This window comes from Micromonospora pattaloongensis, assembly GCF_900107255.1.
Lineage (GTDB): Bacteria > Actinomycetota > Actinomycetes > Mycobacteriales > Micromonosporaceae > Micromonospora_I > Micromonospora_I pattaloongensis.
Genome location: NZ_FNPH01000004.1, coordinates 533,733 through 560,538, shown reverse-complemented (window position 1 = coordinate 560,538; position 26,806 = coordinate 533,733). Strand labels below are relative to the sequence as shown.

At 72.0% G+C, this 26,806-nt stretch carries 24 protein-coding genes; 21 read left to right on the top strand and 3 right to left on the bottom strand.

Annotated features, from left to right (window positions below; translation table 11 throughout):
* A partial coding sequence (locus BLW47_RS14935) for a hypothetical protein (RefSeq protein ID WP_217634830.1) occupies positions 1 to 576 on the top strand: 576 nt, incomplete at its 5' end.
* A 128-nt stretch (positions 577 to 704) separates the two neighbouring features.
* Here BLW47_RS14935 and BLW47_RS14930 read toward each other — a convergent pair.
* Entirely contained in the window at positions 705 to 1,913 is a 1,209-nt protein-coding gene (locus BLW47_RS14930; RefSeq protein WP_091556856.1) for an ROK family transcriptional regulator, read from the bottom strand.
* 366 nt (positions 1,914 to 2,279) lie between these two features.
* Here BLW47_RS14930 and BLW47_RS14925 point away from each other — a divergent pair, with 366 nt between their 5' ends.
* The 12 genes from BLW47_RS14925 to BLW47_RS14870 all read left to right on the top strand — a co-directional run bounded on the left by BLW47_RS14925 (position 2,280) and on the right by BLW47_RS14870 (position 16,316).
* On the top strand, positions 2,280 to 3,404 hold the full coding sequence (locus BLW47_RS14925; RefSeq protein ID WP_091556695.1) for a substrate-binding domain-containing protein: 1,125 nt from the start codon (positions 2,280 to 2,282) through the stop codon (positions 3,402 to 3,404).
* Between the two features lie 82 nt (positions 3,405 to 3,486).
* Positions 3,487 to 4,479 carry a phosphotriesterase family protein gene (locus BLW47_RS14920; RefSeq protein WP_091556693.1) on the top strand — a complete coding sequence of 331 codons (993 nt, stop codon included), beginning with the start codon at positions 3,487 to 3,489 and terminating at the stop codon, positions 4,477 to 4,479.
* Positions 4,479 to 5,489 carry an ROK family protein gene (locus tag BLW47_RS14915; protein ID WP_091556691.1) on the top strand — a complete coding sequence of 337 codons (1,011 nt, stop codon included), beginning with the start codon at positions 4,479 to 4,481 and terminating at the stop codon, positions 5,487 to 5,489. The genes BLW47_RS14920 and BLW47_RS14915 overlap by 1 nt, the downstream gene beginning before the upstream one ends.
* Positions 5,486 to 6,466: an ABC transporter permease gene (locus BLW47_RS14910; protein ID WP_091556689.1), complete on the top strand. Its 981-nt coding sequence runs from the start codon at positions 5,486 to 5,488 to the stop codon at positions 6,464 to 6,466. The genes BLW47_RS14915 and BLW47_RS14910 overlap by 4 nt, the downstream gene beginning before the upstream one ends.
* Before the next feature lie 14 nt (positions 6,467 to 6,480).
* Positions 6,481 to 7,716 (top strand): alanine racemase, encoded by a 1,236-nt coding sequence (locus BLW47_RS14905; protein WP_091556687.1) that lies wholly within the window; start codon positions 6,481 to 6,483, stop codon positions 7,714 to 7,716.
* A complete protein-coding gene (locus BLW47_RS14900; RefSeq protein ID WP_245736647.1) occupies positions 7,713 to 8,489 on the top strand; it encodes an ATP-binding cassette domain-containing protein in 777 nt (258 codons plus the stop codon). Before BLW47_RS14905 ends, BLW47_RS14900 begins: the two co-directional genes overlap by 4 nt.
* Before the next feature lie 355 nt (positions 8,490 to 8,844).
* Positions 8,845 to 11,040 (top strand): discoidin domain-containing protein, encoded by a 2,196-nt coding sequence (locus BLW47_RS14895; RefSeq protein ID WP_091556686.1) that lies wholly within the window; start codon positions 8,845 to 8,847, stop codon positions 11,038 to 11,040.
* 209 nt (positions 11,041 to 11,249) lie between these two features.
* Positions 11,250 to 11,876 (top strand): GOLPH3/VPS74 family protein, encoded by a 627-nt coding sequence (locus BLW47_RS14890; protein WP_175543637.1) that lies wholly within the window; start codon positions 11,250 to 11,252, stop codon positions 11,874 to 11,876.
* Positions 11,877 to 11,914: 38 nt separating this feature from the next.
* Positions 11,915 to 13,438: an APC family permease gene (locus tag BLW47_RS14885; protein WP_091556681.1), complete on the top strand. Its 1,524-nt coding sequence runs from the start codon at positions 11,915 to 11,917 to the stop codon at positions 13,436 to 13,438.
* Positions 13,439 to 13,460: 22 nt separating this feature from the next.
* Complete coding sequence (locus tag BLW47_RS14880) at positions 13,461 to 14,066, top strand: GNAT family N-acetyltransferase (RefSeq protein ID WP_091556679.1); 606 nt, start codon at positions 13,461 to 13,463, stop codon at positions 14,064 to 14,066.
* Positions 14,067 to 14,460: 394 nt separating this feature from the next.
* The gene (locus tag BLW47_RS14875) at positions 14,461 to 15,192 is read left to right on the top strand and encodes a C39 family peptidase (RefSeq protein WP_425435399.1); all 732 of its coding nucleotides are present in this window, start codon (positions 14,461 to 14,463) and stop codon (positions 15,190 to 15,192) included.
* Positions 15,193 to 15,650: 458 nt separating this feature from the next.
* On the top strand, positions 15,651 to 16,316 hold the full coding sequence (locus tag BLW47_RS14870; RefSeq protein WP_342709323.1) for a C39 family peptidase: 666 nt from the start codon (positions 15,651 to 15,653) through the stop codon (positions 16,314 to 16,316).
* A gap of 92 nt (positions 16,317 to 16,408) precedes the next feature.
* Here BLW47_RS14870 and BLW47_RS14865 read toward each other — a convergent pair whose 3' ends face one another.
* On the bottom strand, positions 16,409 to 17,086 hold the full coding sequence (locus BLW47_RS14865) for a pentapeptide repeat-containing protein (protein WP_175543636.1): 678 nt from the start codon (positions 17,084 to 17,086) through the stop codon (positions 16,409 to 16,411).
* Positions 17,087 to 17,347: 261 nt separating this feature from the next.
* On the opposite strand from BLW47_RS14865, the gene BLW47_RS14860 reads away from it, so the two are divergent.
* The 3 genes from BLW47_RS14860 to BLW47_RS14850 all read left to right on the top strand — a co-directional run bounded on the left by BLW47_RS14860 (position 17,348) and on the right by BLW47_RS14850 (position 21,529).
* Positions 17,348 to 18,964 carry an SLC13 family permease gene (locus BLW47_RS14860; RefSeq protein ID WP_091556675.1) on the top strand — a complete coding sequence of 539 codons (1,617 nt, stop codon included), beginning with the start codon at positions 17,348 to 17,350 and terminating at the stop codon, positions 18,962 to 18,964.
* Positions 18,964 to 20,022, top strand: a complete 1,059-nt coding sequence (locus BLW47_RS14855) for a tartrate dehydrogenase (protein ID WP_091556673.1) — start codon at positions 18,964 to 18,966, stop codon at positions 20,020 to 20,022. The genes BLW47_RS14860 and BLW47_RS14855 overlap by 1 nt, the downstream gene beginning before the upstream one ends.
* A 466-nt stretch (positions 20,023 to 20,488) precedes the next feature.
* Positions 20,489 to 21,529: a chymotrypsin family serine protease gene (locus BLW47_RS14850; RefSeq protein ID WP_091556671.1), complete on the top strand. Its 1,041-nt coding sequence runs from the start codon at positions 20,489 to 20,491 to the stop codon at positions 21,527 to 21,529.
* Between the two features lie 61 nt (positions 21,530 to 21,590).
* On the opposite strand, the gene BLW47_RS14845 is transcribed toward BLW47_RS14850, so the two are convergent.
* Entirely contained in the window at positions 21,591 to 22,160 is a 570-nt protein-coding gene (locus BLW47_RS14845; protein ID WP_139307303.1) for a hypothetical protein, read from the bottom strand.
* A 218-nt stretch (positions 22,161 to 22,378) separates the two neighbouring features.
* Here BLW47_RS14845 and BLW47_RS14840 point away from each other — a divergent pair, with 218 nt between their 5' ends.
* The 5 genes from BLW47_RS14840 to BLW47_RS14820 all read left to right on the top strand — a co-directional run bounded on the left by BLW47_RS14840 (position 22,379) and on the right by BLW47_RS14820 (position 26,746).
* Positions 22,379 to 23,395 (top strand): glutathione S-transferase family protein, encoded by a 1,017-nt coding sequence (locus BLW47_RS14840; RefSeq protein WP_091556667.1) that lies wholly within the window; start codon positions 22,379 to 22,381, stop codon positions 23,393 to 23,395.
* Positions 23,392 to 24,894 (top strand): LLM class flavin-dependent oxidoreductase, encoded by a 1,503-nt coding sequence (locus BLW47_RS14835; protein ID WP_091556664.1) that lies wholly within the window; start codon positions 23,392 to 23,394, stop codon positions 24,892 to 24,894. Before BLW47_RS14840 ends, BLW47_RS14835 begins: the two co-directional genes overlap by 4 nt.
* A gap of 5 nt (positions 24,895 to 24,899) precedes the next feature.
* Positions 24,900 to 25,430, top strand: coding sequence for a 2'-5' RNA ligase family protein (locus tag BLW47_RS14830; RefSeq protein ID WP_091556662.1), 531 nt, complete (start codon positions 24,900 to 24,902; stop codon positions 25,428 to 25,430).
* 132 nt (positions 25,431 to 25,562) lie between these two features.
* Positions 25,563 to 25,883, top strand: a complete 321-nt coding sequence (locus BLW47_RS14825) for a DUF2218 domain-containing protein (RefSeq protein ID WP_091556660.1) — start codon at positions 25,563 to 25,565, stop codon at positions 25,881 to 25,883.
* On the top strand, positions 25,880 to 26,746 hold the full coding sequence (locus tag BLW47_RS14820) for a dioxygenase family protein (protein ID WP_091556658.1): 867 nt from the start codon (positions 25,880 to 25,882) through the stop codon (positions 26,744 to 26,746). Before BLW47_RS14825 ends, BLW47_RS14820 begins: the two co-directional genes overlap by 4 nt.
* Positions 26,747 to 26,806: the final 60 nt, after the last annotated feature.

Here is a 26,806-nt window from a genome sequence, read left to right as displayed (position 1 = left end):
CCGGCCTCGGCCGCGCACGGCGCCACCGAGGCGCCGGCGGTGACCAACGTTGCCGTCGCCCAGCAGGTCGTCGCCCAGGCCGAGAACAAGGAAGCCGCGCCGTCGGTCGAGCAGCTGATGACCAACGGCATGCCGGCTGACCAGTCGACGTATGAGATGACGCCGGAGCGGATGGCGAATGCGAAGGCGATCATCGAGGCGGGTAAGCAGATGAACCTGCCGCCGCGGGCGTGGGTGATCGCGATCGCGACGTCGCTGCAGGAGTCGAAGCTGGACAACCTGGGTCACCTCGGTGACCGTAACGACCATGACTCGCTGGGGCTGTTCCAGCAGCGTCCGAGTTCGGGTTGGGGTAGCCCGGAGCAGATCACCGACCCGAACTACTCGGCGAAGGCCTTCTACGCGGGTCTGAAGAACGTCGAGGGCTACGAGAAGATGCCGCTGACGGTGGCGGCGCAGACGGTGCAGGTCTCGGCGTTCCCGAACCACTACGCGCAGTGGGAGAAGATGGCCGCTGAGATCGTGCAGGGCACCTACGGTGTCGGCCCGTACGCCGGCCTGGCCGCCCAGCACTGACACCGCTCAACAACAGCACAGACAACACACGCCACGTGGGCGCCTTCCCAACCGGGAAGGCGCCCACCGGCATATCCGCCGGCCGTCGACGCGACGCTGCGTGCCGCCAGCGGCAGCCGCTCCGGCCGTCAGGTCAGCGCAAGGGGCGCCGGTCGTGGAATGTCCGGTGTGGACATCTTCTGCAGGTCCACACCGGCCAGCGCGTCCCGGTGCGGCACGTGCGCGAGATCGGAATCGGCGAGGCCGAGCCGCCCGTACGCGGTGTGCAGCGCGGCCACCACGGCGCCGAGCGCGCCGGAGAGGTCGCCGAGTTCGGCGCTCTGGACGCCGGGCGCGGCGGGCAGGATGTCGCGCAGCCGCGCGCCGAGGCGTTCGGGTTCCAACGCGTGCGAGATGCCGCCGCCGAGCACGATCACCTCGGGCTCGTACGCGACCACGGCGGCGGTGAGCACGATGAGCAGCGCCTGCTCGACGTGTTGTCGGACGGCGACCAGCCGGGGGTCGGTGGAGCGGAACACGTCGGCGGGGTTGTCGAAGTGCAGTCCGAGTTCCCGGCTGCGGCTGAGGATGCCGGGGCCGCTGATGAGCTGTTCGAGGGCGGAGCCGAGCGGACCGGCCGGTAGATGCCCGAACTCGCCGACCAGGCCGCTGCGGCCGCGGAAGAGTCGTCGTTCCAGGGCGACCCCGGCGCCGAGCCCGGCGCCGACGGTGAACATCACGGCGGTCTCGGCGTCGCGGGCGGCGCCGAAGCGCAGCTCGCCGAGGAGCGCGTAGTTGGAGTCGTTGTCAACCTCGACGCGGCCGTCGAGCCGTTCCTCCAGCAGTCGCAGGAACCGCGGGTCCTCCACCTGGCGCAGGTTGGGGGCGTTGGAGACGGTGCGGTCGTCCTGGCGAACCGCGCCGGGCAGGCCGAGCGCCACGCAGTCCAGTCGGGTCGAGTGGTCGCCGACGGTGTCGGTGATCAGATCGGCGAGCCAGTGCGCCAGCTGCGCGGCGTCGACGTGGCCGGGGGTGGGCACGGTCCGGGTGGCCAGCGGCGTGGCGGCCAGGTCGGCGACCACGACGCGGACGTTCGAGCCGCCGACGTCGACGCCGCAGACCACGGCGCGTTCGGCCGCGACCGTGACCGGGGTGGCGGGACGCCCGCGCGCGGGGGTCGCGGCCGCGTCGGTCTCGGTCAGCAGCCCTTCGTCGAGGAGCTGCTCCACGATCCGGGAGACGGTGGCGGGGGAGAGCCCGGTCTGGAGTCCGATGACGGCGCGGGTGACGGGACCGTGGGCCAGCACGTGGGCCAGGACGGCCGACCGGTTGGCGCGTCGGGGCGCCTGGGATTCCACCTGTCCCACCTCCGCCGGGGCCTGCGGCGTACCTCGGTCAGTGCACGCCTTCTTTTCAACGCGAAATGCTAGGGGTGCCGGGTGTGCATGGTCAACGCAGGCACGTAGGGTGAGTTGGCCGGATAGGACTCGATATGTACGCTTCCAGCGTGCCGAGACGCCCCGAGACTCGACCGTTGCGGCCCTTGACGCTCCTGTGACCGCGCCTAATACTCTCAGCCTGAGCGAAATTGGTTGCTCACCAGGCTCGACCAGCGGCTCTGCCCGACGGTTCGGCGGATACGGATCCCCGCGACGCGGGGCCCGTGCCGGCGGCCGGGCGGCGGCGCCGGCCTCGGGAGCTACAGGTTCGAAAGGGAACGATCGATGAAGATCAGCCGTAGGCGAGTGGCGGCGGTTGCCGGCCTCTCTGCCCTGGTGCTCCTGGCCGGCGCGTGCGGGAGCGGAAAATCCGACAGCAACGGCGGGGGGAGCGGGTCCAACGCGGCCCGGACCGAACCGAGCCGTTCGTTCACCGGCCCCAACGGGGAGACCCCGACCGCCGCCGACCAGCTGAAGCTGACGCCGGAGGACGAGGCGAAGGTCAAGGCCGGCAACTACACCGCCGCGTTCGTGTGGCACGAGAGCTCGGCGCTGACCAAGGCCGTCGAGTCCGGGGTGCGCGCGGAGTTCGACAAGCTCGGCATCAAGGTCGTGGCGAGCACGAGCGCCGAGTTCGACGCCGCCAAGCAGGCCAACAACGTTCAGACCGTGCTGGCGCTCAAGCCGGACGCGATCGTGACGATCGCGGTCGACCCGACCGCCGCGGCCGCGGCCTTCAAGCCCGCCGTCGACCAGGGCGTGAAGGTGGTCGTGATGACCACGCCGCCGAAGGGCTTCACCGCGGGTAAGGAGATCGTCGGCATCGTGACCGTCGACCTGACCGCGTTCGGTAAGGCCAACGCCGAGCTCATCGGCAAGGCGCTCGGGGGCAAGGGCAAGGTCGGCTACCTCTACCACGATGCCGACTTCTGGTTCACCAACCAGCGCGACAAGGCGTTCAAGGACTGGCTGGGCTACCTCTACCCGGACATCGAGATCGTCGAGGAGGCCGGCTTCTCGGACCCGGCCCGTACCGAGGACATCGCCAACGCGATGATCACCCGGAACCCGGAGCTGAAGGGCGTCTACGTGGCGTGGGCGACCGCGGCCGAGGGCGTGCTCGCCGCGGCCCGGCAGAACGGCCGCAACGACCTGAAGATCGTGACCAACGACCTGGAGGCCAACCTGGCCGCCGACATGGTCTCCGACGGCAACGTCGTCGGCATCGTCGCGAACGGCTCCACCCGGGTCGGCCAGAACCTCGGCATCGTCGCGGCCTACGGCCTGCTCGGCAAGAAGGCCCCGGCGCTGACCGTCACCGAGCCGATGGCGGCCACCAAGGACAACATCGCCGAGGCGTGGCGTGACGACTTCGGCACGGACGCCCCCGCCGAGGTCCTCAAGAAGTAGCACCGGCCGCGCGGAAGGGCCGTCACCGCGTACGGCCCTTCCGCGCGCCCACCCCCTCCACCCCGCGCAAGGAGAAAAGATCATGGGGTACGTCCAGACAGTCCGCGGGCCGGTGGCCCCCGAGGAGCTCGGCCGGGTGCTGCCGCACGAGCACCTCGGCTCGCTCGTGCCCGGGCCGTGGCTGTCCGGCGGCGTCGCCGACGACCGCGCCGACCTGGCCGTCAAGGCGGTGCAGGGCCTTGCCGAGCTGGGCTTCGGCACCATCGTCGACCTGTCCCCGTACGAGGTGGTCGGGCACGACGTCACGCTGCTGCGCGAGGTGTCGGAACGCACCGGCCTGCACGTCGTCGCGGGCTCGTCGATCTACCTGGAGCCGTACTCGCCGAAGTGGGCGCTCGAGGCCAGCCTCGACGAGATGCGGGACCGGTTCGTCACGGACGCGACCCACGGCGTGGGGGACACCGGCATCAAGGTCGGCATCTTCGGCGAGCAGGCCACCGGCCTCAACGAGATCACCCCGCACGAGGAGAAGTGCCTGCGCGCCGCCGCCCGGGCGCACGTGGCCACCGGGCTGGCGATCAACACGCACACCACGCACGGGACGATGGCGCTGGAGCAGGTCGAGCTGCTGCGCGAGGAGAAGGCCGACCTGTCCCGGGTCGTCATCGGGCACATGGACATCCACCCCGACCCGGCCTACCTGCGCGCCGTGCTCGCCACCGGCGTCAACATCGCCTTCGACACCATCGGCAAGCAGTTCTGGGACTTCGTGCTCGCGCCGCTGCCGGCGGACCCGCCGGAGGGCGAGTTCGGCAAGCGGGCGTACTACCGTCCGGACCGGGCGCGCCTGGCGAACCTCGCCGGACTGGTCCGGGACGGGTTCGCCGACCGGATCCTGCTGTCGATGGACATGACGGGCGCGGAGGCCTACCTCAACCCGCGCACGCACGGCCAGCTCGGCTACTCGTACCTGGGCAAGGAGTTCGTGGCCGACCTGGCGAAGCTGGGGGTTTCGGACGAGGAGCTCGACCAGATGCTGGTGCGCAACCCAGCCCGTCTCCTGACGATTGGCTGATGGCGGCCCCGGAACTGCCGCCGCTGGTCGACCCCGGCTACGTCGCCGGGGTCGATCTCGGGGGCACGAAGGTGCGGGCGGCGCTCGCGGACCTCACCGGACGGATCCTGGTCGAGGAGGCGGTCGGCACGGATCCGCGTGGCGGCGCGGCGGTCACCGCGCAGATCGCCACCCTGGTACGGGAGCTGGCCCACGCTGCCGGCGTCGCCTGGAGCGACGTGCGGACCACCGCCGTCGGCATCCCCGGCGCGCACAACCCGACCACCGGCGCCGTGGAGCTGGCCCCGAACGTCGCCGGCTTCGCCGACGTCGACGTGCACGACGATCTGGTCCGGCGGCTCGGGCACGCGGTGGTGCTCGACAACGACGTGAACATGGCGGCCTTCGGCGAGCAGTGGGTCGGCGGCGGCCGCAACCACCGTGATTTCGTCTTCGTCGCGGTCGGCACCGGCATCGGCATGGGCATCGTCGCCGACGGCCAGCTGATCCGGGGCGCCACCGGCGCCGCCGGCGAGATCTGCTACCTGCCGATCGGCACCGACCCGTTCGACCCCGCCAACCAGGCGCGGGGCGCGCTCGAGGAGGCGGTCGCCGGCGCGTCGCTCGCGGCCCGGTACGCGGCGGCGAGCGGCGAGGAGACGACCGTGCCGGACGTCTTCGACCGCGCCGCGGCCGGTGACGCGCGGGCCCGGGCGGCGCTGGACGACGAGGCCCGCTACATCGCGCTGGCCGTCGTCTCCGTCGCCGCGGTGCTCGACCCCGAGGCGGTCGTCCTCGGTGGCGGCATCGGGTCCCGTGCCGAGCTGCTCGAGCCGGTACGCCGCTGGGTCGCCGCGCTGCGCACCGGCGGCCCGATCGTCAAGACCAGTCAGCTCGGCCACCGTGCCGGGTTGATCGGCGCCGTCGCGGCGGCCCGGCGCGCGGCGATCTCCACCGGGCGGCCGCGGGCGCTGGCCCACCGGCACGGCGACCGGATCAGTTCTCTCAACCAGCGAAGGGACCACAGATGACCCAGGCCGACGCCGCGCTGAAGGCGAGGAGCGGACCTCGCCTGCGCGGATTCAACTGGCGCGAGTACGTCGTCTACATCGGATTCGTCGTCGTGTTCCTCTTCTTCGCCGTGACCCAGGGCGCCAACGGCTTCCTGACGACGACGAACCTCACCAACATCGTCATTCAGACGGCGCCGATCACGGTCATGGCGGTCGGACTGGTCTTCGTGCTCTCCGCCGGCGAGATCGACCTGTCGATCGGCTCGGTGGTGGCGCTCTCCGCGCTGATCGCCGCGGTCACGCTGCGGGCCACCGACAACATGCTGTACGGCGCGGCCGCCGGCCTCGGTGCCGGCGCGCTCGTCGGTCTGGTCAACGGCCTGTTCGTCACGCTGGTCAGGTTGCCGTCCTTCCTGGTCACGCTCGCGACGATGGGCGCGGTCGCCGGCCTGGCGCGCGAGGTGACCGGGCTGCAGTCGGTGCCGGTCGCCAACGACGCCTTCCTGTCGCTGTTCGGGCAGGGCGACGTCTTCGGCATCCCGGGGCTGGTGGTCTGGTCGATCGCGGCGGTCGTCGTCGGCTACGTGGTGCTGCGGCAGACCCGCTACGGCGCTCACACCCTCGCGGTCGGCGACAACATCGGCGCGGCCCGGGTCAGCGGCATCAAGGTGGCGCGCGTCAAGATCATGGTGTTGATGGGGAGCGCGATGTGCGCCGCGCTGGCCGGCCTGCTCTACGCCGGCCGCCTGCAGGGCGCCCGCTACACGCTGGGCGAGGCCGATCTGATGACGGTGATCGCCGCGGTGATCGTCGGCGGGACCAGCCTCTTCGGCGGCAAGGGCTCGATCGTCGGCGCGCTGCTGGGCAGCCTGCTGATGGGCATGCTCAACAACGGCCTCATCCTCGCCGGGCTCTCCGTCTCGCAGCAGATGATGGCCCGTGGCGCCATCATCCTCATCGCCGTGTCGCTCTCGCTGCGCGAGAAGCGCAGCTGACCTGGAGGCCAGTCATGTTTCTGGAGCTGCTGCGGCGCCGTAACCCCCGCTTCCTGCGGGCCGCCGCCGAACTGCACCACACCGGGGCGCTGCCCGCGAACACGTACGCGCTGGATCTGGACACGGTGGCGGCCAACGCCGCCGCGATCCGGCGTGAGGCCGACCGGCTCGGCCTGGCCGCCTTCGCGATGACCAAGCAGGTGGGGCGCAACCCGGACTTCTGCCGCACCATCGCCGCGGCGGGCATCACCGAGGCCGTCGGCGTCGACCTGCAGTGCGCGCTCGCCGACGCCCGCGGCGGGCTCGGCATCGGCCACCTCGGCCACCTCGTCCAGATCCCGCGGCACGAGGCGGCGACCGCGGCCGCGCTGAACCCGCGGTTCTGGACGGTCTTCAACGACACCAAGGCGCGCGAGGCGGCCGCGGCCAGCGCCGCGCTCGGCCGCGACCAGGCGCTGCTCGCCCGCATCGTCGCCGCCGGCGACCGCTTCTACCGCGGGCACGAGGGTGGCTTCGCCGCCTCCGACGTCGTCGCGGTCGCCGACCGGCTGGATGCGCTCGACGGCGCGCACTTCGCGGGCATCACCACCTTCCCGGCGCAGCTGTTCGACGCCGAGGCGGGGAAGGTCGTGCCGACGCCCAACCTGGGCACGCTGCGCGCGGCCGTCGAGCGGCTGCGCGCCGCCGGCCGCGACGACATTGAGGTCAACGCGCCGGGAACCACCTCCGCGGCGATGCTGGCGATGCTCGCCGAGGCGGGCGCCACGCAGGTCGAGCCCGGCCACGGGCTGACGGGCACCACGCCGTGGCACGCGGTGGAGGACCTGGTCGAGGAGCCCGCGGTCCTCTACGTCAGCGAGGTCTCGCACCGCTACGGCGACCACGCGTACGTCTTCGGCGGCGGCCTCTACGTCGACCCGGTGCTCGGGCTGGGCGCGACGCGGGCGCTGATCGTGCCGCAGGGCGGCACGATCGACGACGCGTACCTGGTCGACGTGGAGATGCCGGCGCCGGAGGCGATCGACTACTACGCGATGGCCGACGTGCGCGAGGCGCCGACCGTCGCGCCCGGCGACACCGTCATCTTCGGGTTCCGGCCGCAGGCCTTCGTGACCCGGGCGCTGACCGCCGGCATCACCGGTGTGCGCGCCGGCACGCCCGCCGTCGCCGGGGTCTACGCCGCCGACGGCTCCGACCCGATCGGCCCGGCCGACATCAACCCCACCGTCATCGCAGGGAGGGCATCGTGAGCACGGTGATCGAGGAGTCCGTCCCGGGGGCCGGGCCGGGAGCCGGCGGCGTGCCGCTGCAGCTGAGCAACATCCGTAAGCAGTTCGGCGGGGTGGTCGCGATCGAGCGGTTCGACCTGGAGCTGCGCGCCGGGGAGATTGTGGCGCTGGTCGGCGACAACGGGGCCGGCAAGTCCACCCTGGTTAAGATCATTTCTGGTGTCTACCAGCCGAGCGAGGGCGAGCTGCGGATGCACGGCAGGCCCGTGTCGTTCCGGGACGCGTCCGACGCGCGGCGGCAGGGCGTCGAGGTGGTCTACCAGGACCTCGCGCTGGTCGACTCGCAGCCGGTCTACATGAACATGTTCCTCGGCCGGGAGCTGACGCGGGGCCCGCTGCGGCTGCTCGACCGGCGGCGCATGGCCCGCGAGACCCAGGAGCTGGTGGACCGGCTCGACGTGCGGATCCCGAGCGCCAAGGCGACGATCCGGGAACTCTCCGGCGGTCAGCGGCAGGCGGTCGCGATCTGCCGGGCCACGCACTGGGCGAGCAGCCTGGTGTTGATGGACGAGCCGACCGCGGCGCTCGGGGTCGCCGAGACCGCGAAGGTCGAGGAGCTGATCATGCGCCTGCGCGAACGCGGCGCGGCAGTGCTGGTGGTGAGTCACAACCTCGACCAGGTGTTCCGGATCGCCGACCGGGTGACGGTGCTGCGCCGCGGCAGGCACATCGGGACCCGCGACATCGCCGCGACCACCCGCAACGAGATCGTCTCGATGATCACCGGCGCGTAACCGCGTCGGCCCCTCGCCCCGTCGATCGGGGACCTCCATCCACGGATGGCAGTCCCCGATCGACGGGGTTCTGCGTTACCGGGCCGTTGCCGCGCCCGGCCCTCCCATTCACCCGTTCGGGCCGTCTCGTCTGACCGAAATGGCCACGCCGCACGACCGCGGTCGATTCGTTGACCCGATGTACGTCGATGCGCACCGGCGGCGGACCGCCACGACTCGCGGTCGCCGCCGGAGGCGGTGCTCGGCCGACAAAGAGCTTCGCCGAACTCACAACGTTGAATGGGGAATCTCCGTGTGGGAAGAAGAGACGTCCGGCCCGGGGCGGTCGACGCGCCCGCGGACGGTGCGACGGCGGTTGTCGGCATGGCGGCGGACGCCGGTCCTGGTCGGGGCGCTCGCCGGGACGGCCGGGGTCGTCCTGGTCGCCGCCGCGTACGTGGGCACGCCCTCCCCGGCCGATCCGCGACTGCCGCCGGACGGGACGGTCGAGCTGGCGCTGGACCGGCCGGTCAACACCTTCAACGGCAGCCCGGCGCTGGGCGCGGGGGTCGACGGGCTCGAGGGCGGCGAGATCAACGAGGTCTGGACCCCGGAGAACCTCGCCGCGATGCGGTCGGCCGGTTTCGGCTCGCTCAGCTACCGGTTGCGCACCGAGCTCGGCGTGAAGGCCTGGCACTGGAACCCGCAGGGCCGCTGGAGCGACAGCGCCCGGCGGCAGGGCTACTGGACCTCGGACACCACGATGGACCACGACCCCGGCGTCTCGTACGGATACCACCTGCCGCGTCGCGGCAACACCATCGACCAGGCCAACAACGACGGTTACTCGCGTCTCGCCGACGGTGACCCCCGGACCTTCTGGAAGAGCAACCCCTACCTCGACTCGCACTTCACCGGCGAGCCGGACGCCCGCCATCCGCAGTGGATGCTGGCGGCGTTCCCCGAGGCCCTGCCGATCGACCAGGTCACAATCCGGTGGGGGACGCCCTACGCGACGCGGTTCCGGGTCCAGTACTGGACCGGCTCCGACGCCCTGCATCCCGCCGAACCGGGCAAGGTGGGCTGGAAGGACTTTCCGGCGGGTCGGCACGCCGGGCAGGGCGGCACCCAGACCGTCCGGGTGGCGCAGACCCCGCTCAAGGCGCAGTTCGTCCGGGTGTTGATGACGGCCGACTCGGACACCGCGCCGGCCGGCTCGACCGACGTCCGGGACCGCCTCGGGTACGCCGTGCGGGAGCTGTCGATCGGCTACGAGGGGGGCCGCGGCTTCGTCGACCACATCACCCACAAGCCGTCGCAGGGCCAGACGACCATGTACACGTCGTCGACGGACCCGTGGCACCGCGCGGTGGACGTGGACACGGACTACGAGCACGCCAGCTTCGCCCGCACGTACGCCAGCGGTCTGACCGCGGGGCAGCCGATGATGGTGCCGGTGCCGGCGCTGTACGGGACGCCGGAGGACGCCGCGGCGCTGCTGCGGTACCTGCGCGACCAGGATTTCCCGGTCCAGCGGATCGAGATCGGCGAGGAGCCGGACGGACAGTTGGCGCAGCCGGAGGATTACGCCGCGCTGTATCTGCAGATGGCGCGGGCGATGAAGAAAGTCGACCCGGACGTGGAGTTCGGCGGGCCGGGCTACCAGACGGTGCTGCCGGACTGGTTCGCCTGGCCGGAGGCCGGCGCGTCGAGTCGGTCGTGGACCGGGCGCTTCGTGGCGTATCTGCGCGCCCGCGACGCGATGGCGGAGTTCGACTTCTTCTCCTTCGAGTGGTATCCGTTCGACGACGTCTGCGCCGACCCGGCCCGGCCCGTCGCGCAGCATCCCGCGCTGCTGGCCGCGCTCATGCGTCGGCAGGAGGCGGCCGGCCTGCCGCCCGAGGTGCCGAAGGTGATCACGGAGTACGGCTACTCGTCGTTCGCCGGGCAGGTGGAGTTGGAGCTGCCGGGCGCGATCGTGAACGCGGAGACGGCCGTGCAGTTCCTCGCGCTCGGCGGCGAGACCAGCTACTTCTACGGACTGGAGCCGAACTGGGTCTTCCAGGAGAAGGAGGGGAAGCCCTGCGACACGTGGGGGAACCTGATGCTCTTCCAGTTCTACGACGAATTCAAGATCCGGCCGATCGTCACGTTCCACGCGGCTCAGCTGGTCAACGCGCAGTGGGCGCAGCCCGGCACCGGCGAGCACACCGTCTTCGCCGCCACCAGCGATCTGCGCACCGCCGGGGGGCATCCGCAGGTGACCGCCTATCCGGTGCGTCGCCCGGACGGCCGGCTGTCGGTGATGCTGTTCAACAAGGACCCGAAGAAGCCCGTGACCGTCCGGCTGATGCGGACCGGGGACGGCGCCCGGGAGCCGCTGCCCGGCGCCCTCGACCTCTTCCAGTACTCGGGGGAGCAGTGGCGGTGGATCCCGGAGAAGCGCAACGGGGGCCGCCCCGGGCGCAACGATCCGCCGGCGAGGTCGGTGGTGGCGCCGGGGCGCGACGCGACGATCACGCTGCCGCCGTACTCGCTGTCCGTGGTGCGGACGCAGGATCGGCTGCGCTGAGCGCGCGCCGACGCCGGCGCTCCACGGTGGACGGCCGGCTGCGTATCGAAACCTGTAACCGTCTCGTCACAGCAATAGCGTGATTCCCCGCGTACGGTCAGCGACGTTGTTGACCGTACGCGGGCGTCGGGGGCATCGGCGGCCGCGGCCCGATCCGCCGTTGGAGACGCGACATGTCGTCATGCCATCCGCGGCCGGGAGGCCCGCCCGTGCGCCTGGCTGACAGGTTCTACCTCGCCGCTCACCACGACGTGACCGGCCGGCCCCGGCTGCACGCCCGGGCGATGGCCTACGGCCTGGCCGCCGGCCTGCTCGCCGAGCTGCTCTACGCGCGCCGGATCCTGATCGACCGCGGCCGGCTGGCCGTCGTCGACCGCACCCCGCCGCCCGATCCGCTCGCCCACACCGTGCTCGACCACCTCGTCACCGAAGCCGAGCACACCGGGGTGCGGATCTGGCTCGACTTCCTGTCGCACGACGCCGGCGAGCGGGTCGGCCAACGGCTGTGGCGACAGGGACTGGTCCGCCGCGAGGAGTCGCGCCGGATGTGGCGCACCGCGACCGTCTACGTGCCGGCCGACATGAACGTCGCGGCCTGGTGCTGGATCAAACTCGCCACAAAGATCAAACGTGCCGAGGAGCTGACCCCCGAGGAGGTCGCGCTCGCCGGCCTGGTCGTGCAGACCGGCCTGGACGCACACGTGCTGGCGGGGGCGCCCCGCGCGGCGCGCGACTACCTGCACGAGCTCACCGACGCCGCGTGGCCCCCACTGCGCGAGCTGCTGGTGCAGACCGGCGTCGCCATCGGCGGCGGCGTGCTCAGCAGCCGGACCTGATTCCCCCCTCGTCCCCTCACCCCCCTGGAGGCGCAGCCATGTCCGCCCCTGCCCCGAATCCCCGTGCCGGCGCCGTCTCCGCGGTGCTGGCGAGCAACCGGCTGGGCATCCCCAGCGTGGTGTTCTTCGTGATGGCGGCGGCGGCGCCGCTCACCGTCGTCGCCGGCGGCGCCACCACCGGGTACGCGGTGACCGGCATCGTCGGCATCCCCGTGTCCTACCTGGCCGTCGCGGTCATCCTGGCCCTGTTCGCGGTCGGCTACGTCGCGATGTCCCGGCACGTCGTCAACGCAGGCGCCTTCTACACGTACGTCAGCCACGGGTTGGGCCGGCCGGCCGGGGTGAGCGCCGCGTTCGTGGCCCTGCTCGCCTACAACGCCATGCAGATCGGCCTGTACGGCGGGTTCGGCGCGGTGCTCGCCGACTACCTCGCCGGGCGACTCGGCTGGGCCGTGCCCTGGTGGGCGTGCGCGCTGCTCGGCTGGGCCGTGGTCGGCACGCTCGGCGTGCTGCGGGTCGACCTCAACGGGCGGGTGCTGGCGGTCATGCTGATCCTGGAGATCGCGGTGGCGGTCGTCTTCGACCTGGTCATGGTGGCCCATCCGGCCGGCCGGGTGGTCGACTTCGCCACCCTCGCGCCCGCGCACATCTTCGCCGCCGGCATCGGCGCGGCGCTGGTCACCGCGATAACCGGGTTCGTCGGCTTCGAGGCCACCGTCGTGTTCTCGGAGGAGACTAAGGACCCCAAGCGCACGATCGCCCGCGCCACGTACATCGCGGTGGCCGTCACCGGTCTGCTGTACGCGCTGTCGTCCTGGGCGATGTCGGTGGCGACCGGCCCGGACCGGATCGTCGAGGCCGCCCGGGCCGACGGCACCGAGCTGATGTTCACCCTCGTCGCGCCGCACGTCGGGCCGACGCTCGTCGACGTGGGGCACCTGCTCTTCATCACCAGCCTGTTCGCCGCGCTGCTGGCGTTCCACAACACCGTCGCCCGTTACCTGTTCGCGCTCGGCCGGGAGCGGGTCGTGCCGGCCGCGCTCGGCCGGACGAACCCCCGCACCGGGGCGCCGCTGTTCGGCTCCCTCACCCAGAGCCTGCTCGCGCTGGGGGTGCTCCTGGGGTACGCCGTGGCGGGCCTCGACCCGATCCTGCACCTGTTCTTCTGGGTCACCGTGACCGGCGGGCTCGGCGTGCTGATCCTGATGGCCGGCACCTCCGCGGCGGTCGTGGGTTTCTTCGCGCGGGATCCGCACGAGGAGCCCGCGTGGCGGCGCGCGCTGGCGCCGGCGCTCGCGACGCTCGCCCTGGTCACCGTGCTGGTGGTGACCATCCGAGAGTTCGCCGTCCTGCTCGGCGTCGCGCCGACCTCGCCGTTGCGGTGGCTCTTCCCGGCCAGCTACGGCGTCGCCGCGCTGCTCGGTCTCGGCTGGGCACTGCTGCTGCGCGCCGCCCGGCCACGGGTCTACGCCGCGATCGGGTGGGGCGCGGCCAGCGCCACCGTGCCGCCGCCGCCCACCGTGCCCGCCGCCGCCCGACCCGCCAGCCACGCCCGCGTCTGAGCCGACCCGAGGGAGGCCCCCGATGACCCGAACCCGACCGGCGGTCGCGATCCGCACCGGCACGACCGCCGACACCGACGTGATCACCGCGCTGCTCGCCGAGGCGTTCCTGACCGGGCCGGTCGCCGACTGGCTGGTGCCGGACCCGCGTCGACGCCGCGACGCCTACCTCGCGTTCTTCCGGCAGGAGGTGGAGCGCGCGCTGCGCGGCGGCTACGTGCACCTCGCCACCGACCAGAGCGCGGTCGCGCTGTGGCAGCTGCGGATGCGGCCGCCCGCGGAATCCGCCGAGCGCCCGGAGCGGCTACCCGGGGCGTGTGCCCCGTTCGCGGACCGGTTCGCCGCGCTGGCGGCCGCGTTCGCCGACCACCATCCGACCGTCCCGCATCACTATCTGGCGTACCTCGCGGTCGCGCCGCCGCGGCAGAACCGCGGGGTGGGCGCGGCGTTGCTGCGCCACCAGCACGCCGCGCTGGACCGGGCCGGCATTCCCGCCTACCTCGAGGCCAGTAACGGCGACAACCGCCGGCTCTACCTGCGGCACGGCTACCGCTCCGCGGCGCCGTTCCACCTGCCGTTCGACGGGCCGCCGCTGTGGCCCATGTGGCGCGATCCGCGCGCCGTCTGACGCCGCGGGGGCGCGTCCCGCGATCCGGCCGCCGTGCGACCCGACGTCCGGGCTGCGCCCCCTCGCGCGGGTTGAGCTGTTCCCAGGGGTGGATCCGGTTCGGGGAGTGCCTGGTCCGGAATGTCGGTTCCTGATGGTGCCGGCTGTCCGGTTTGCCGCGTCCGCCCGCTCGCGGCCCGCAGCTTAGCGCGCACAACCGCTGGCCGCCCCCTTTTTTGGAATGTCTCGCGCCCCGGCTCGGTTACATTCTCTGTACGCCTGAGCAACCGATGCTCGAGCGCCATTCTTCTTCGCCGCGGTATCGCGGCGCCTTTTCTCCCCGGCGTTTTCCGGGTGCGTCTTCCCGCAGCGCGACTCGCGCGCGGATTTTCCTCGAAACGGAAGGGTTTCCATCGTGAATACGATTTTCGGTCGATGGCTGCCCGCCATCGCTCACAGTTCTGCTCGTAAGGCTGTCCTGGCCGCCGCCGGTCTCGCGCTCGCGGGCGGCGCGGTCGCCGGCCCCGCGGTCTCGGCCGCGCACGCCGCGCCGGCCGGCACGCACGTGGCGACGCAGGCCGCGGTCGCGGCGCCGAAGGCCCCCGAGGCCAAGCCGGAGCTCGCGGTCAACGCCGCGCCGGCGAAGGCGCTGCCGCACGACCACCAGCTACAGCCCAACTACTACTACTGCGGCCCGGCCGCGACCCGGATCGCGCTGAGCGCCGACGGTCACGCCATGGACATGGACGCGATCGCGGCGAAGCTCGGCACCACCACCGACGGCACCAACTCGGCTGAGGACATCACCCGGGTGCTGAACGGCGTCCTCGGTGGCGACACGTACAAGATGACGACGATCCCGGGTCCGACGGCGAAGCCGGCCGAGGTCGACAAGCTGAAGGCCGACGTCGTGCGTGCGGTCGACGGTGGCCGCGCGGTCGTCGCGAACATCGCGGGCACCGCGACGGACATCGAGGGCGGTAGCCACTCGTTCGAGGGCGGCCACTACCTGACCGTCGTGGGCTACAGCGACAAGGGCAACACCGTCGAGATCGCCGATCCGGCGAACCCGGCCGGCGCCGTCACCTACAAGATGACGACCGACACCCTGGCGAACTGGATCGCCACCCGCGGCTACGCCGCGTGAGTCGGCGTCCGGTGAGCGCCGGTGACGGCGCGGGCGCGTCGAACATCCGTTTCGGCGTGTCCGTGCCCGTCCGGCCCGTCTCGGCGCGTGTGCGCCGGAATTCCCCAAGCGAAGAACAGACGGCCCGGCCATCGGCCGGAATGTGCGCCGGCGCCGGGCCGTTATATCTCCCGTGAGCCTGAGTGGTAAACGTTTCAGCTCACCCCGCGGGCCCCGATCGGAATGCCGGACGGACCGCACTTGTTATATCTCCTGCAAGCCTGAACGGCAAACATTCGGGCTTGGGCCGCGAGCGTCTTCTACCGCGGCTTCAACCCCCCGGCCGTATTCATTCCGGGGCGCTCTATGTCTTGAGGCGCACGGCGGTTTCTTACCGTGTTCCCCTTATCAGAAAGGCACCCCTCGTGAACACGACCCTGAAGCTTTCGCGTATTTTCCAGACTTCTCACCGTAAGGCTGTGCTCGGTATCGCGGGTCTCGCGCTCGTCGGTGGCGCCTTCGCCGGCCCGGCCGTGACCGCCACCGCCGCGCAGAACGCGCCGACCACGCAGGTCGTGGCCCAGGCCGCGGCGCAGGCCCCGGCGACCAAGCCGCTGGACGACATCGCGTCGAAGCCGGCGAACGCCGACGTCAAGCATGACTACCAGCTGCAGCCGAACTTCTACTACTGCGGCCCGGCCGCGACCCGGATCGCGCTGAGCGCGAGCGGTCACGATCTGAGCCAGGACGAGATCGCCGCGAAGCTCGGCACCACCGAGGCCGGCACCAACTCCGCGGTGGAGATCACCAAGGTGCTGAACCAGGTGCGCGGTGGGGAGGCGTACAAGACCACGTCGATGGGCGAGGCCGTGACGCCGGCCAAGATGGACCAGCTCCAGGCCGACATCGTCCGCGCGCTGAGCGACGGGCGCCCGGTGGTGGCGAACATCGCCGGCACCGCGTACGACACCGACGGTGTCGCCCATTCCTTCCCCGGCGGCCACTACCTGACCGTGGTCGGCTACAGCGACCAGGGCCGGACGGTGGAGATCGCCGACCCGGCGAACCCGCAGGGCGCCGTGCACTACAAGATGACCACGATCGACCTGGCCAACTGGATGGCCACCCGGGGTTACTCGGCCTGAGTGCCGACTCCGGAGCCCACGGGCGATCGGTGACACCGGATCGATCCGCGAAGGGCCAGCTCACCTCGAGCTGGCCCTTCGTCGTATCCGCGTCACGGGCTGTCCGCGTCCGCCCGCACCCGGAGTTGCAGCTCCCGGACGGCGAGCGCGGCGAGATCGCCGATCTGCGACTGCTCGACGACGGCGCCGCGCAGGCTGAGCAGCCCCCGCGCGACGGGCCGCAGATCGTTGCCGCGCAGGTCGGCGCCGGTGATGTCGCAGTCGTCGAGCTCCAGGCCGGTCAGCCGGCACGACCGGGCGACCAGTCCGGTGAGTCGGCTCTGGATCAGCAGCGAATAGCTGAGGTCGCACTGGGTGAGCGCGGTCGGCCCGGTGATCCGGGCGTGCAGCACGGTCGCGTGATCCAGGCGGCAGTCCTCGAGGATGACGTTCTTCAGCGCGGTGCCGGCGAGTTGCACGGCGGTCAGTTGACAGTCGACCAGATGGCACCGCTCCATCGTCACCCCGGTCAGCGTGGCGCCGGTCAGGTTGACCCGCTCCAGCCGGCAGCCGTACAGCGCGACGCCGCGCCAGTGCGTCTCGGCGAGGTCGACGCGCTCGACCTGACTTCGGCTCAGGCTGAAATCGACGAAGTGGGCGCGCGGCCACGCCTGGTCGGCGATGTACGCCTCGGTCAGATCGTCGGCCGGCGCCCGCGTGACCGGGACGAGGACCCCCGGCGTGAAGTGGGGAGTCAGGATCTGTACTTCGCCGATCTTCCTGGTCTGCATGGACGGCTCACCGTGGGGGCTTTGGGCGGACACGACGGGTTGATGGCGGGACGAGTTGTCTAACGACGTTCCATGTTGAAGCGCATCGATTCGGGCGTGCCATCTCCGGTGCGGCGTGACCCGCGTCAGTACAGCGGACCCCCGTGATCCCCCCATCGACGCCGCCAACCGTTACGATCGATGCCCATCTGAATGTGACCCACGCCACAGCGTTCCGGCTGGTTCCCCGTCCACCCGCGGCGACCCGCAAGGAGTAGGGCAATGGTCTCCACCGACACCCCGTCCCACCCCGCCCGCCCGACCGACGTCGACGAGGCGCTGCTCGGCGGCGGCACGTACCGCAGCCTGGGGGAGCAGCGGCTCTCCCCGACGGAGGAACGCTTCGAGCGTTCCCGGCGGACCATCGGCCTCTGGCTGGCGCCGCTGGTCACCATCGTCTTCCTGGCCCTGCCGCTGGACATGCGGCCCAGCCAGCAGACCCTCGCCGGGGTGCTGCTCGGCGTGATCGTCCTGTGGGTCACCGAGCCGGTGCCGATCCCGATCGGCGGGCTGATCGGCGTCGGGGTGATCGTCGTGCTCGGCGTGGCGCCCGCCGCCGACGTCCTCGAACCCTTCGGCTCCTCGACGGTCTTCACCTTCATCGGCGCGTTCATCCTCGCCCAGGCGATGCTCAAGCACGGAGTCGCCCGGCGGTTCGCGTTCCGCATCCTGTCGTTGCCCGGCGTCGGCCGCACCACCGGCCGCGTCATCGTCGCCTTCGGCGTCATCACCTGCGCGCTGTCGGCGTTCGTCTCCAACACCGCGACCGTGGCGATGCTGCTGCCGACCGCGCTGGGCATCCTCGCGGTCATCGCCAAGCTCATGCAGGACCGGGGGATCGCCGCAGCCGATTTCGACCCGACCCGGCTGCGCGTCGGGGTGGCGCTGATGCTGATGCTGGCGTACGGCGCCAGCGTCGGCGGACTGCTCACCCCCGTCGGGACGCCACCCAACCTGATCGGCCGCGCGCTGATCGAGGAGGCCACCGGGCGGCGGATCTCGTTCGCCGAATGGATGGCCACCGCCTTCCCGGTCTGCCTGCTGATGTTCATCGTCCTCGCCGCGATCCTGCTGCTGCTCAACAAGCCCGAGATCCGGCGCATCGACGGGGTCGCCGAGTACGTCGCCGCCGAGCGGGCCCGGCTCGGTCCGCTGTCGCGCGCGGAGAAGAACACCCTCATCGCGTTCTTCGTCACCGTGACCCTGTGGATCACCCCGGGCATCGTGGCGCTGGTCGCCGGCAGCGACTCGGCCATCTACGACACCGTCAGCGGACGGCTCAACGAGGGGACCGTCGCGGTGCTCGGCGCCGCCCTGCTCTTCCTGCTGCCCACCGACTGGCGCACCCGCGAGTACACCCTGCGCTGGAGCGACGCCGCCCGCATCGACTGGGGCACCGTCGTCCTCTTCGGCACCGGCGTGATCTTCGGCGCGCTGCTGCAGCGCAGCGGGCTCGCCGAAACCATCGGCACCGGCAGCGCGAACGTGCTCGGGCTGACCAGCGTCTTCGCCATCACCGCCTTCGCGGTGCTGCTCGCGATCCTCGTCTCCGAGACCACCAGCAACACGGCGTCGGCGTCGGTGGTCGTACCGATCATCATCCCGATCGCGGCCGCGGCCGGGGTCGATCCGCTGGTGCCGGCGCTGGCCGCCACGTTCGCGGCCTCGTTCGGCTTCATGCTGCCGGTCTCCACCCCGCAGAACGCGGTCGTATACGGTTCGGGGGTGGTGCCGATCACCAAGATGATCCGGTCCGGCGTCTCCTTCGACGTCCTGGGCGCGATCCTCATCCTGCTGCTCCTGCCGCTCATGATCGCGGCGGTCGGACTCGGGCGCTGATGACCGCCCAGCGCATCGCGGTGATTCCCGGCGACGGCATCGGCGTCGAGGTCACCGCCGCCGCGCGCCGCGTGCTCGACGCCGTCGCCGCGCGGCACGGCCTGGCCTTCCGGTACGACGAGTACGACTGGTCGTGCCAGCGCTACGCGCGCGAGGGCGCGATGATGCCGGCCGACGGCCTCGACCGGCTCCGCGACAGCGACGTGATCCTGCTCGGCGCGGTCGGCTGGCCCGGCGTGCCCGACCACGTCTCGCTCTGGGGGCTGCTGATCCCGATCCGCCGGACCTTCCGGGAGTACGTCAACCTGCGGCCGATCCGGGTCTTCGAGGGCGTGCCCAGCCCGGTGCGGGGCGCGGAGCCCGGCGCCGTCGACTTCGTGGTGGTGCGCGAGAACGTCGAGGGCGAGTACAGCGAAATCGGCGGGCGGCTCAACCGCGGCCAGCCCGACGAGGTGGCGGTGCAGGAGGCGGTCTTCACCCGGGCCGGGGTGAGCCGGATCGCCGACTACGCCTTCGCACTCGCCCGCACCCGCCGCGCGTACGTCACCTCCGCCACCAAGTCCAACGGGATCGTGCACACCATGCCGTTCTGGGACGAGGTCGTCGCCGAGCGCGCCGCCGCGCACCCCGACGTGCGCTGGGACGCCGAGCACATCGACGCGCTCGCCGCCAAACTGGTGCTGCAGCCCGGCCGGTTCGACGTCATCGTCGCGTCCAACCTCTTCGGCGACATCCTCAGTGACCTGGCCGCCGCGGTGGCCGGCAGCATCGGCATCGCGCCGTCGGGCAACATCGACCCCACCCGAACGTACCCGTCGATGTTCGAGCCGGTGCACGGCTCCGCGCCGGACATCGCCGGCCGGGGCGTGGCCAACCCGCTCGGCGCGGTCTGGTCGGCCGCGATGATGCTCGACCACCTCGGGCACCCGCGGGCCGCCGCCGACGTGACCGCCGCGGTCGAGGCCTGCCTGCGCGAGCCGACCACCCGGACCCGCGACCTCGGCGGCTCCGCCGACACCGAGCGGGTCGTCGAGGCGCTGCTGGGGCGGCTCCGGTAGCGAATGACCGGGGACATCCGCACCGTGCATGTCGTGCGGATCGACGATACGCTGCCGGTTATCCGGACAAACACCGGCTATTCGTGGTGAGCAGCCGGAGCAATCTATCTGCAATTTGTCACGACGCTGTCATGAGCGAAAAATACTCGCCCCCGGGCGGCGGCTCCGTCGCATGTGGTGGCGGGACGAAAACGTCGGACACATGCGAAACTCCGGGTCCGGCGCGCGGCGGATCGCGAACGGATGTCTGATACCTGCGCCTCGTCACGCTGGGCGCGATTTCGAAGGTCTGGGCCGACTGTTGCGGAAATCCCTGGGAGCGCCCACAAATCATGGCACACCGAGTGACATTCTTCCGGCGCGTCATGTCGCAACGCGGACAACAGTCTATGCCTTTTCTCCCCGTCGATTTCTCATGTGCTGAGGCCGCGGCATCGTGCCGTGGAGTCGTACGGAAGGGATCGACATGCTCAAGACGAAAAGGACGTTCGTCGGCGCGGTCGTCGCCACGACCGCCGCGCTGACGGTTCTCGGGGCTCTGCCGGCGCAGGCGGCGCCGGGCAAGGACAAGGAGCCTGCGCGCGCGGCCGCTAAGGTCGACGAGAGCCGCGCCCCGGACCGGGCGGCGGGCGTGCGGGCCGCCTCGTCGGCCGCCACCGCGGCGCTGGCGACGATCCAGACGCGGGTCGCGCGCTACGTCGCGACGAACGGCACCAGGTACACGTTCGGCAGCTACCTGGACCCGGCGACCGGGAACATCGTCCTGGAGACCGACGCGCCGGCGGGCGTCGTCTCCGCGTTGACCGACCTGTCCGGGGCGGCCACGGCGCAGCGGCAGGCCGCGACCGGGGTTCAGGTGCGGCGCGCCAGCGCGACCGACGCGTGGCACCGGCGGGACGACATCCAGCCGTACTACGGTGGCGGCGGCATCACGGCCGGCGGCGCGATCTGCTCCTCCGGCTACGCCGTGCAGAACGCCGCCGGCACCCGGTTCTCGGTCACCGCGGGCCACTGCTGGGCCAACGGCACCAGCGTGTCCACCGAGTCCGGCGCGAACAACTACGGCACGGTCTCCGACCGGCGGCTGGCCAGCGTCACCGGGGACGCGATGGACTTCGAGCTGATCGGTGGCCGGTCGTACTCGGGCCGCGTCTTCACCGGCGGCGTGACCAGCACCAGCAGCATCCCGGTGGTCGCCGCCGGCACCGCATACGTCGGCTACACCGACTACTGCCACAGCGGCCGGACCACCGGCGAGAACTGCGGGCACACCGCCAACAGCATCACCGCGCAGGTGTGTACGGCGACCGGCTGCAAGTCGCCGGTGATCGCGTTCACGGGCGGGACCATGATCCAGCCCGGTGACTCGGGCGGCTCCTTCTACGCCAAGGACGCCTCCGGGGCCTGGATCCGCGGCAACGTCATCGCCACCAACGGCGTCACCGGCTACGCCCAGCCGTGGACCGTCATCTCCGCGAACCTCGGCGTCAGCATCGTGACCGGCTGACCGAACCGTCCGCGGAAGAGCGGCCGGCGACCGTGCCCCGCGGTCGCCGGCCGTCGGCGTCTCAGCGCACCTCGATCGGCCACGGCCCGCCGAACGACTCCACGGTGGACCCGCCGTCGGGGGTGAACACCACCCGGCTGTACAGCTCGTACGTGCCCGGTCCGACCGTGTTGCCGCCGGCCGCGCACGACACCAGCGAAACGTCGCCGGGCAGCCGCAGCGGCTCACCCGGGGCGAGCTCCCACCGCACCCCGGCCGCGTCCTGTGCCGGCGGAACGGTCACGACGCGACCGTCGCGGACCAGGAATCCGCCGGCCCGCGGGGTTCCGACGCCCCGCACCGCCTCGCGGCTCGTGACCTCGACCGTGCCGCCGACGCTGTCGACGCCGGCCGACACGGCGGTGGGGAACTGGACGGTCATGGTCAGCGCGACGTCGACCGGCGGTCGGAACGGCTGCCCGCACTCGATGGTGGTGGCGGTGGAGGGGTTCACGGTCACACGCTCCTCGGGGGACGCATCGGGGTCCGACCCGCCGCCCACGGTGGCGCCGCCCCCGCACCCGGTGGTGGCGAGGACGGCGGCGAGCAACAGCATCGCGACCCCGCCGGCGGAACTACGGCGGTCTGACATGGCTACTCCCGGTGCTTCCTCAGTTCCCGGTGCTTCAATTTCCACTGGGATCACCCGTTTCGACGCCGTGAGCGCCGGCGGGCGTTCCGGGCGGCGCCGAAGCTGGCACACCGCGACATGCCGCGGTCAGTGTGCCGCCCGGGCGTGAACGTCCGGGTCCTCGGGCAAGATCGGTGGGGAAGCACCGGGCCGCGACGAGTTGCGAGGAGCGCGCGCAGATGACCGACACCGAGAAGAGCGACGAGTACGTCCGCTCACCGAACGCCTTCACCGACCGGATCACCGCCGACGGCTCGTCGGGCTGGCCGGTCGAGCCCGGCCGCTACCGCCTGGTCGTCAGCCTCGCCTGCCCCTGGGCGAGTCGCGCGCTGGTCGTACGCCGGCTGCTGGGGCTGGAGTCCGCGCTCTCGCTCGCGGTCACCGACCCGATCCAGGACGAGCGGAGCTGGCGCTTCACCCTCGACCCCGACGACCGCGATCCCGTGCTCGGCATCCGCTTCCTCTCCGAGGCGTACCTGGCGCGGGACCCGGACTACGACGGCGGGGTCAGCGTGCCGGTGATCGTGGACGTGCCGAGCGGCAAGCTCGTGACCAACGACTACCCGGAGATCACGCTGAACCTGGAGACGGAGTGGACGGCGCTGCACCGTCCCGGCGCCCCCGACCTCTACCCCGAGCACCTGCGCGCCGAGATCGACGCGATCAACGAAGACGTGTTCCGGGACGTGAACAACGGCGTCTACCGGGCCGGGTTCGCCGAGTCGCAGCCGGCGTACGAGAAGGCGGTCTACCCGCTGTTCGCGCGCCTCGACGAGCTGGAACGGCGGCTGCAGCGCCAGCGCTACCTGGTCGGGGACACGATCACCGAGGCCGATATCCGGCTCTTCACCACGCTGGTGCGCTTCGACGCCGTCTATCACGGGCACTTCAAGTGCAACATCCGCAAGCTGGCCGAGATGCCGGCGCTCTGGGCGTACGCCCGGGATCTTTACCAGACGCCCGGCTTCGGGGACACCGTGGACTTCGACCACATCAAGCGGCACTACTACCAGGTGCACCGCACCATCAACCCAACCGGCATCGTGGCGGTCGGCCCGGATCTGCGCCAGTGGCTCACCCCGCACGGCCGGGAGACGCTCGGCGGCCGCCCGTTCGGCGACGGCACCCCGCCGGGGCCGCCGCCGGCTGACGAGACCGTCACCCCGCTCGAGGTCGCCGGGAGCACCGCCGCATGACCGACTACGGCCACCCGCTGCGGTTCGGGGCGTTCGTCACCCCCGACGCGGGCAACCCCCACCGGACGGTCTCGCTCGCCCGCACCGCCGACACGGTCGGGCTGGACATCCTCGGCGTGCAGGACCACCCGTACCAGGCGGGCTTCTTCGACACCTGGACGTTCCTGTCGTCGCTGGCCGCCCAGACGCGGCGCCTGACGCTCTTCCCCGACGTGATCAGCGTGCCGCTGCGCCAGCCGGCGGTGCTGGCCCGCAGCGCGGCCACGCTCGACGTGCTCAGCGACGGGCGGGTCGAGATGGGGCTCGGGGTCGGCGCTTTCCCGAAGGGGATCGCGGCGATGGGCGGACCGGAGCGCACGCCGGGCGAGTCGATCGACGCGCTCGAAGAGGCGATCGCGGTGATGCGGGCGCTGTGGAACCCGGGCGGCGGGCCGGTGCGGCTGCGCGGGCGCTATCACTGGGTCGACGGCGCCGAGCCGGGGCCGCCGCCGGCGCATCCGATCGGCATCTGGATCGGCGCGTACAAGCCGCGGCTGCTGGGGCTGACCGGCCGGCTGGCGGACGGCTGGATCCCGAGCTCGATGTACGCCTCCCCGGAGCAGATCCGCGAGCTCGCCAAGATCATGGATCGGGCCGCGTCGGCGGCCGGGCGGCACCCGGGAGAGATCCGCCGCTGGTACAACGTCGCCGGCAGCTTCACCAGCCGCGGGGGCGGCTTCCTGCAGGGCGCGCCGAAGCTCTGGATCGAGCAGCTGACGGAGCTGGCGCTGTCCCAGGGCATCAGCGGGTTCATCCTCGCGCCGGGCCAGGCCGGCGAGTCGGATCTGCGGCGCTTCGCCGAGGAGGTGGCGCCCGGCGTACGGGAGAACGTCGCGGCCGCGCGCGGGACGGCCGTGCCGCAGCGCGCGGAGCAGGCCGACCTGGCGCCCTCCGAGCGCACCACGGGACACGCGATCGACCTCGACGAGGCGAGCCGGCCGCGCGCGCCGAAGCGTCCCGCGGCGCGGCGGACCGAGACCGGACAGTCCGGCGCGGACGCCCTGGTCTACTTCCACAACAACCTCCGCTCCGAGCTGGAGCAGCTCGGCGGGGTGATCGAGCAGGTCGCCAGCGGGCACAGCGACCCGGCCGCGGCGCGGTCGCTGATCAACCGGATGTCGATGCGGCAGAACTACTGGTCGCTCGGGGCGTTCTGCGCCGCCTACTGCCGCGTCGTGACGGTGCACCACACGATCGAGGATCAGCGGATGTTCCCCGACCTGCGTGACGGCGACCCGGAGCTCGGACCGGTGCTGGACCGGCTTGGGGAGGAGCACGAGGTGATCGCCGCCGTGCTGACCCGCCTCGACGAGGCGCTCGTCGCGATGATCGACGACCCGGACCGGCTGACGGCGGTGCGCGCGGAGTTCGACCGGCTGTCGGAGATGCTGCTGTCGCACCTCGACTACGAGGAGGAGGAGCTGCTGGAGCCGATCGCCCGGCTCGGCATCGTGGTGTAGCTGTCGTGCAGACGGTCGAGTTGCTCGGTGCGGCGGAGCTGGAGGCGGCGGTGCGGGCGGCCTGGGAACGGCTGGCCGCCGCCGGTCTGCCCAGCCTCGCCGGCCACCCGCACGCCACCAACCGGCCGCACGTCACCGTCGCGGCCGCCGACCGGTTCACGCCGGTGGTGCGCCGGCGGCTCGACGCGGCTGTCGCCGCGGCGCTGCCGCTCGACGTACGCCTGTGCGGGCTGCACCACTTCGGTCACCGCGGCTCGCTGGTCTGGCTGCTGCACCCGGACGCGGCGCTGCGCGCCGCGCATGCCGAGGTCTGGCGGGTCCTCGAGGGCGTGCCGCGGCGCGACCCCCGGTACGCCCCCGGCGGCTGGACGCCGCACCTCAGTCTGGCGCTGCGGCTGCCGGCCGACCGCGCACCGGACGCCCGCGCCGTCCTCGCGGGGGCGATGCCCGTCGTCGGCGCGTTGGTCGCGGCGCGCAGCTACGACGGCACGACGCGAACCGTCAGCCCCCTTGGCGACGCCTCCTCCGGTCGGTGACGGCGGAGCGGGGCGAGGACCCGGCGGCCGACGTCGCGCAGGGCATCGTCCGGCAACTCGTTGAATGCTCAATAAACCGGAGTATGGTGGGGGCAGTGCTTGACACCTCAAGCGCTACTCCGAGGAGACGCGATGCCCACCACCACCGCAACCGTCCGGACCGACCGTCCCGAGCGGTACATCAAGCAACTGGTCAGCCACATGGGGCGCAAGATCCCGGCCGAGCTCGCGACCGACGGAACGGGCACGCTCCGGTTTCCCACGGGTGGCCGCGTCACCCTCACCCCCACGGACGGCGCCCTGATCCTGCTCGCCGACGCGACCGACGCCGCCGGCCTCGCGGCCGCCGAGGACGTCGTCGCCCGGCATCTGATCCGGTTCGCCGCCCACGAGCAGCTCACCGTCACCTGGCGCCCGGTCGGCGTGGACGCGGACGCCGAGGACCCGCGATGACCCCGCCGGTGTACCCGCTGGACCGGCACCTGGCGACCGCGTTGCCGGCCACCCGCGCGCAGCGGGTCTGGTCCCCCGCCGACGGGCCGCTGCCCGCGCTCTACCTCAGCCACGGCGCGCCGCCGCTCTTCGAGGACACCCGGTGGATGACCGAGCTCTTCGACTGGGCCCGGCGCCTACCCAAGCCGACCGCCATCCTCGTGGTCAGCGCCCACTGGGAGTCCGCGCCGCTGAGCCTCTCCGGCACCGCGGCGGGCACGCCGCTGGTCTACGACTTCGGCGGCTTCGCCCGCCGGTACTACGAGATGACCTACCGCACCCCGGACGCCGCCGCGTTGGCGCGGCGGGTGGCCGCCGCGATGCCCGACACGGAGCCGGTCTACGAGCACCGGGCGCGCGGGCTGGACCACGGCGCCTGGGTGCCGCTGAAGGTGATGTACCCCGCCGGGGACGTTCCCGTGCTCCAGATGAGCCTGCCCACGCACGACCCGACCACGCTGCTCGACCTCGGGCGGCGGCTGCGGCCGCTGCGCGACGAGGGCGTGTTGATCGTCGGATCCGGCTTCATGACGCACGGCCTGCCGTTCCTGCGCCGCGAGGACGTCTCCGGCGCCGCGCCGGCGCCCGCCTGGTCCCGTGACTTCGACGCCTGGGCCGCCGACGCGCTCGCCCGCGGCGACGTCGACACGCTCGCCGACTTCGCGCACGCCGCGCCCGGGATGCCGTACGCGCACCCGACGGTGGAGCACTACACGCCGCTGTTCGTCACCCTGGGCGCCGCCGACCGGCCCGACCGGCCCGTCACCACGACGATCGAGGGGTACTTCATGGGCCTGTCGAAGCGTTCGTTCCAGGTCGCCTGAGTCGGGCGACCGCACCGACAGGGCTCTCCTCTACCCGGGTCGGCGGGGTAGAGGAGAGCC

What these genes read in the sequence shown, in the direction of transcription:
- BLW47_RS14925 (WP_091556695.1), top strand. Translation starts at nt 2,280, where the DNA reads ATGAAGATCAGCCGTAGGCGAGTGGCGGCGGTTGCCGGCCTCTCTGCC.
- BLW47_RS14920 (WP_091556693.1), top strand. Translation starts at nt 3,487, where the DNA reads ATGGGGTACGTCCAGACAGTCCGCGGGCCGGTGGCCCCCGAGGAGCTC.
- BLW47_RS14915 (WP_091556691.1), top strand. Translation starts at nt 4,479, where the DNA reads ATGGCGGCCCCGGAACTGCCGCCGCTGGTCGACCCCGGCTACGTCGCC.
- BLW47_RS14910 (WP_091556689.1), top strand. Translation starts at nt 5,486, where the DNA reads ATGACCCAGGCCGACGCCGCGCTGAAGGCGAGGAGCGGACCTCGCCTG.
- BLW47_RS14905 (WP_091556687.1), top strand. Translation starts at nt 6,481, where the DNA reads ATGTTTCTGGAGCTGCTGCGGCGCCGTAACCCCCGCTTCCTGCGGGCC.
- BLW47_RS14885 (WP_091556681.1), top strand. Translation starts at nt 11,915, where the DNA reads ATGTCCGCCCCTGCCCCGAATCCCCGTGCCGGCGCCGTCTCCGCGGTG.
- BLW47_RS14880 (WP_091556679.1), top strand. Translation starts at nt 13,461, where the DNA reads ATGACCCGAACCCGACCGGCGGTCGCGATCCGCACCGGCACGACCGCC.
- BLW47_RS14865 (WP_175543636.1), bottom strand. Translation starts at nt 17,086, where the DNA reads ATGCAGACCAGGAAGATCGGCGAAGTACAGATCCTGACTCCCCACTTC.
- BLW47_RS14860 (WP_091556675.1), top strand. Translation starts at nt 17,348, where the DNA reads ATGGTCTCCACCGACACCCCGTCCCACCCCGCCCGCCCGACCGACGTC.
- BLW47_RS14855 (WP_091556673.1), top strand. Translation starts at nt 18,964, where the DNA reads ATGACCGCCCAGCGCATCGCGGTGATTCCCGGCGACGGCATCGGCGTC.
- BLW47_RS14850 (WP_091556671.1), top strand. Translation starts at nt 20,489, where the DNA reads ATGCTCAAGACGAAAAGGACGTTCGTCGGCGCGGTCGTCGCCACGACC.
- BLW47_RS14845 (WP_139307303.1), bottom strand. Translation starts at nt 22,160, where the DNA reads ATGTCAGACCGCCGTAGTTCCGCCGGCGGGGTCGCGATGCTGTTGCTC.
- BLW47_RS14840 (WP_091556667.1), top strand. Translation starts at nt 22,379, where the DNA reads ATGACCGACACCGAGAAGAGCGACGAGTACGTCCGCTCACCGAACGCC.
- BLW47_RS14835 (WP_091556664.1), top strand. Translation starts at nt 23,392, where the DNA reads ATGACCGACTACGGCCACCCGCTGCGGTTCGGGGCGTTCGTCACCCCC.
- BLW47_RS14825 (WP_091556660.1), top strand. Translation starts at nt 25,563, where the DNA reads ATGCCCACCACCACCGCAACCGTCCGGACCGACCGTCCCGAGCGGTAC.
- BLW47_RS14820 (WP_091556658.1), top strand. Translation starts at nt 25,880, where the DNA reads ATGACCCCGCCGGTGTACCCGCTGGACCGGCACCTGGCGACCGCGTTG.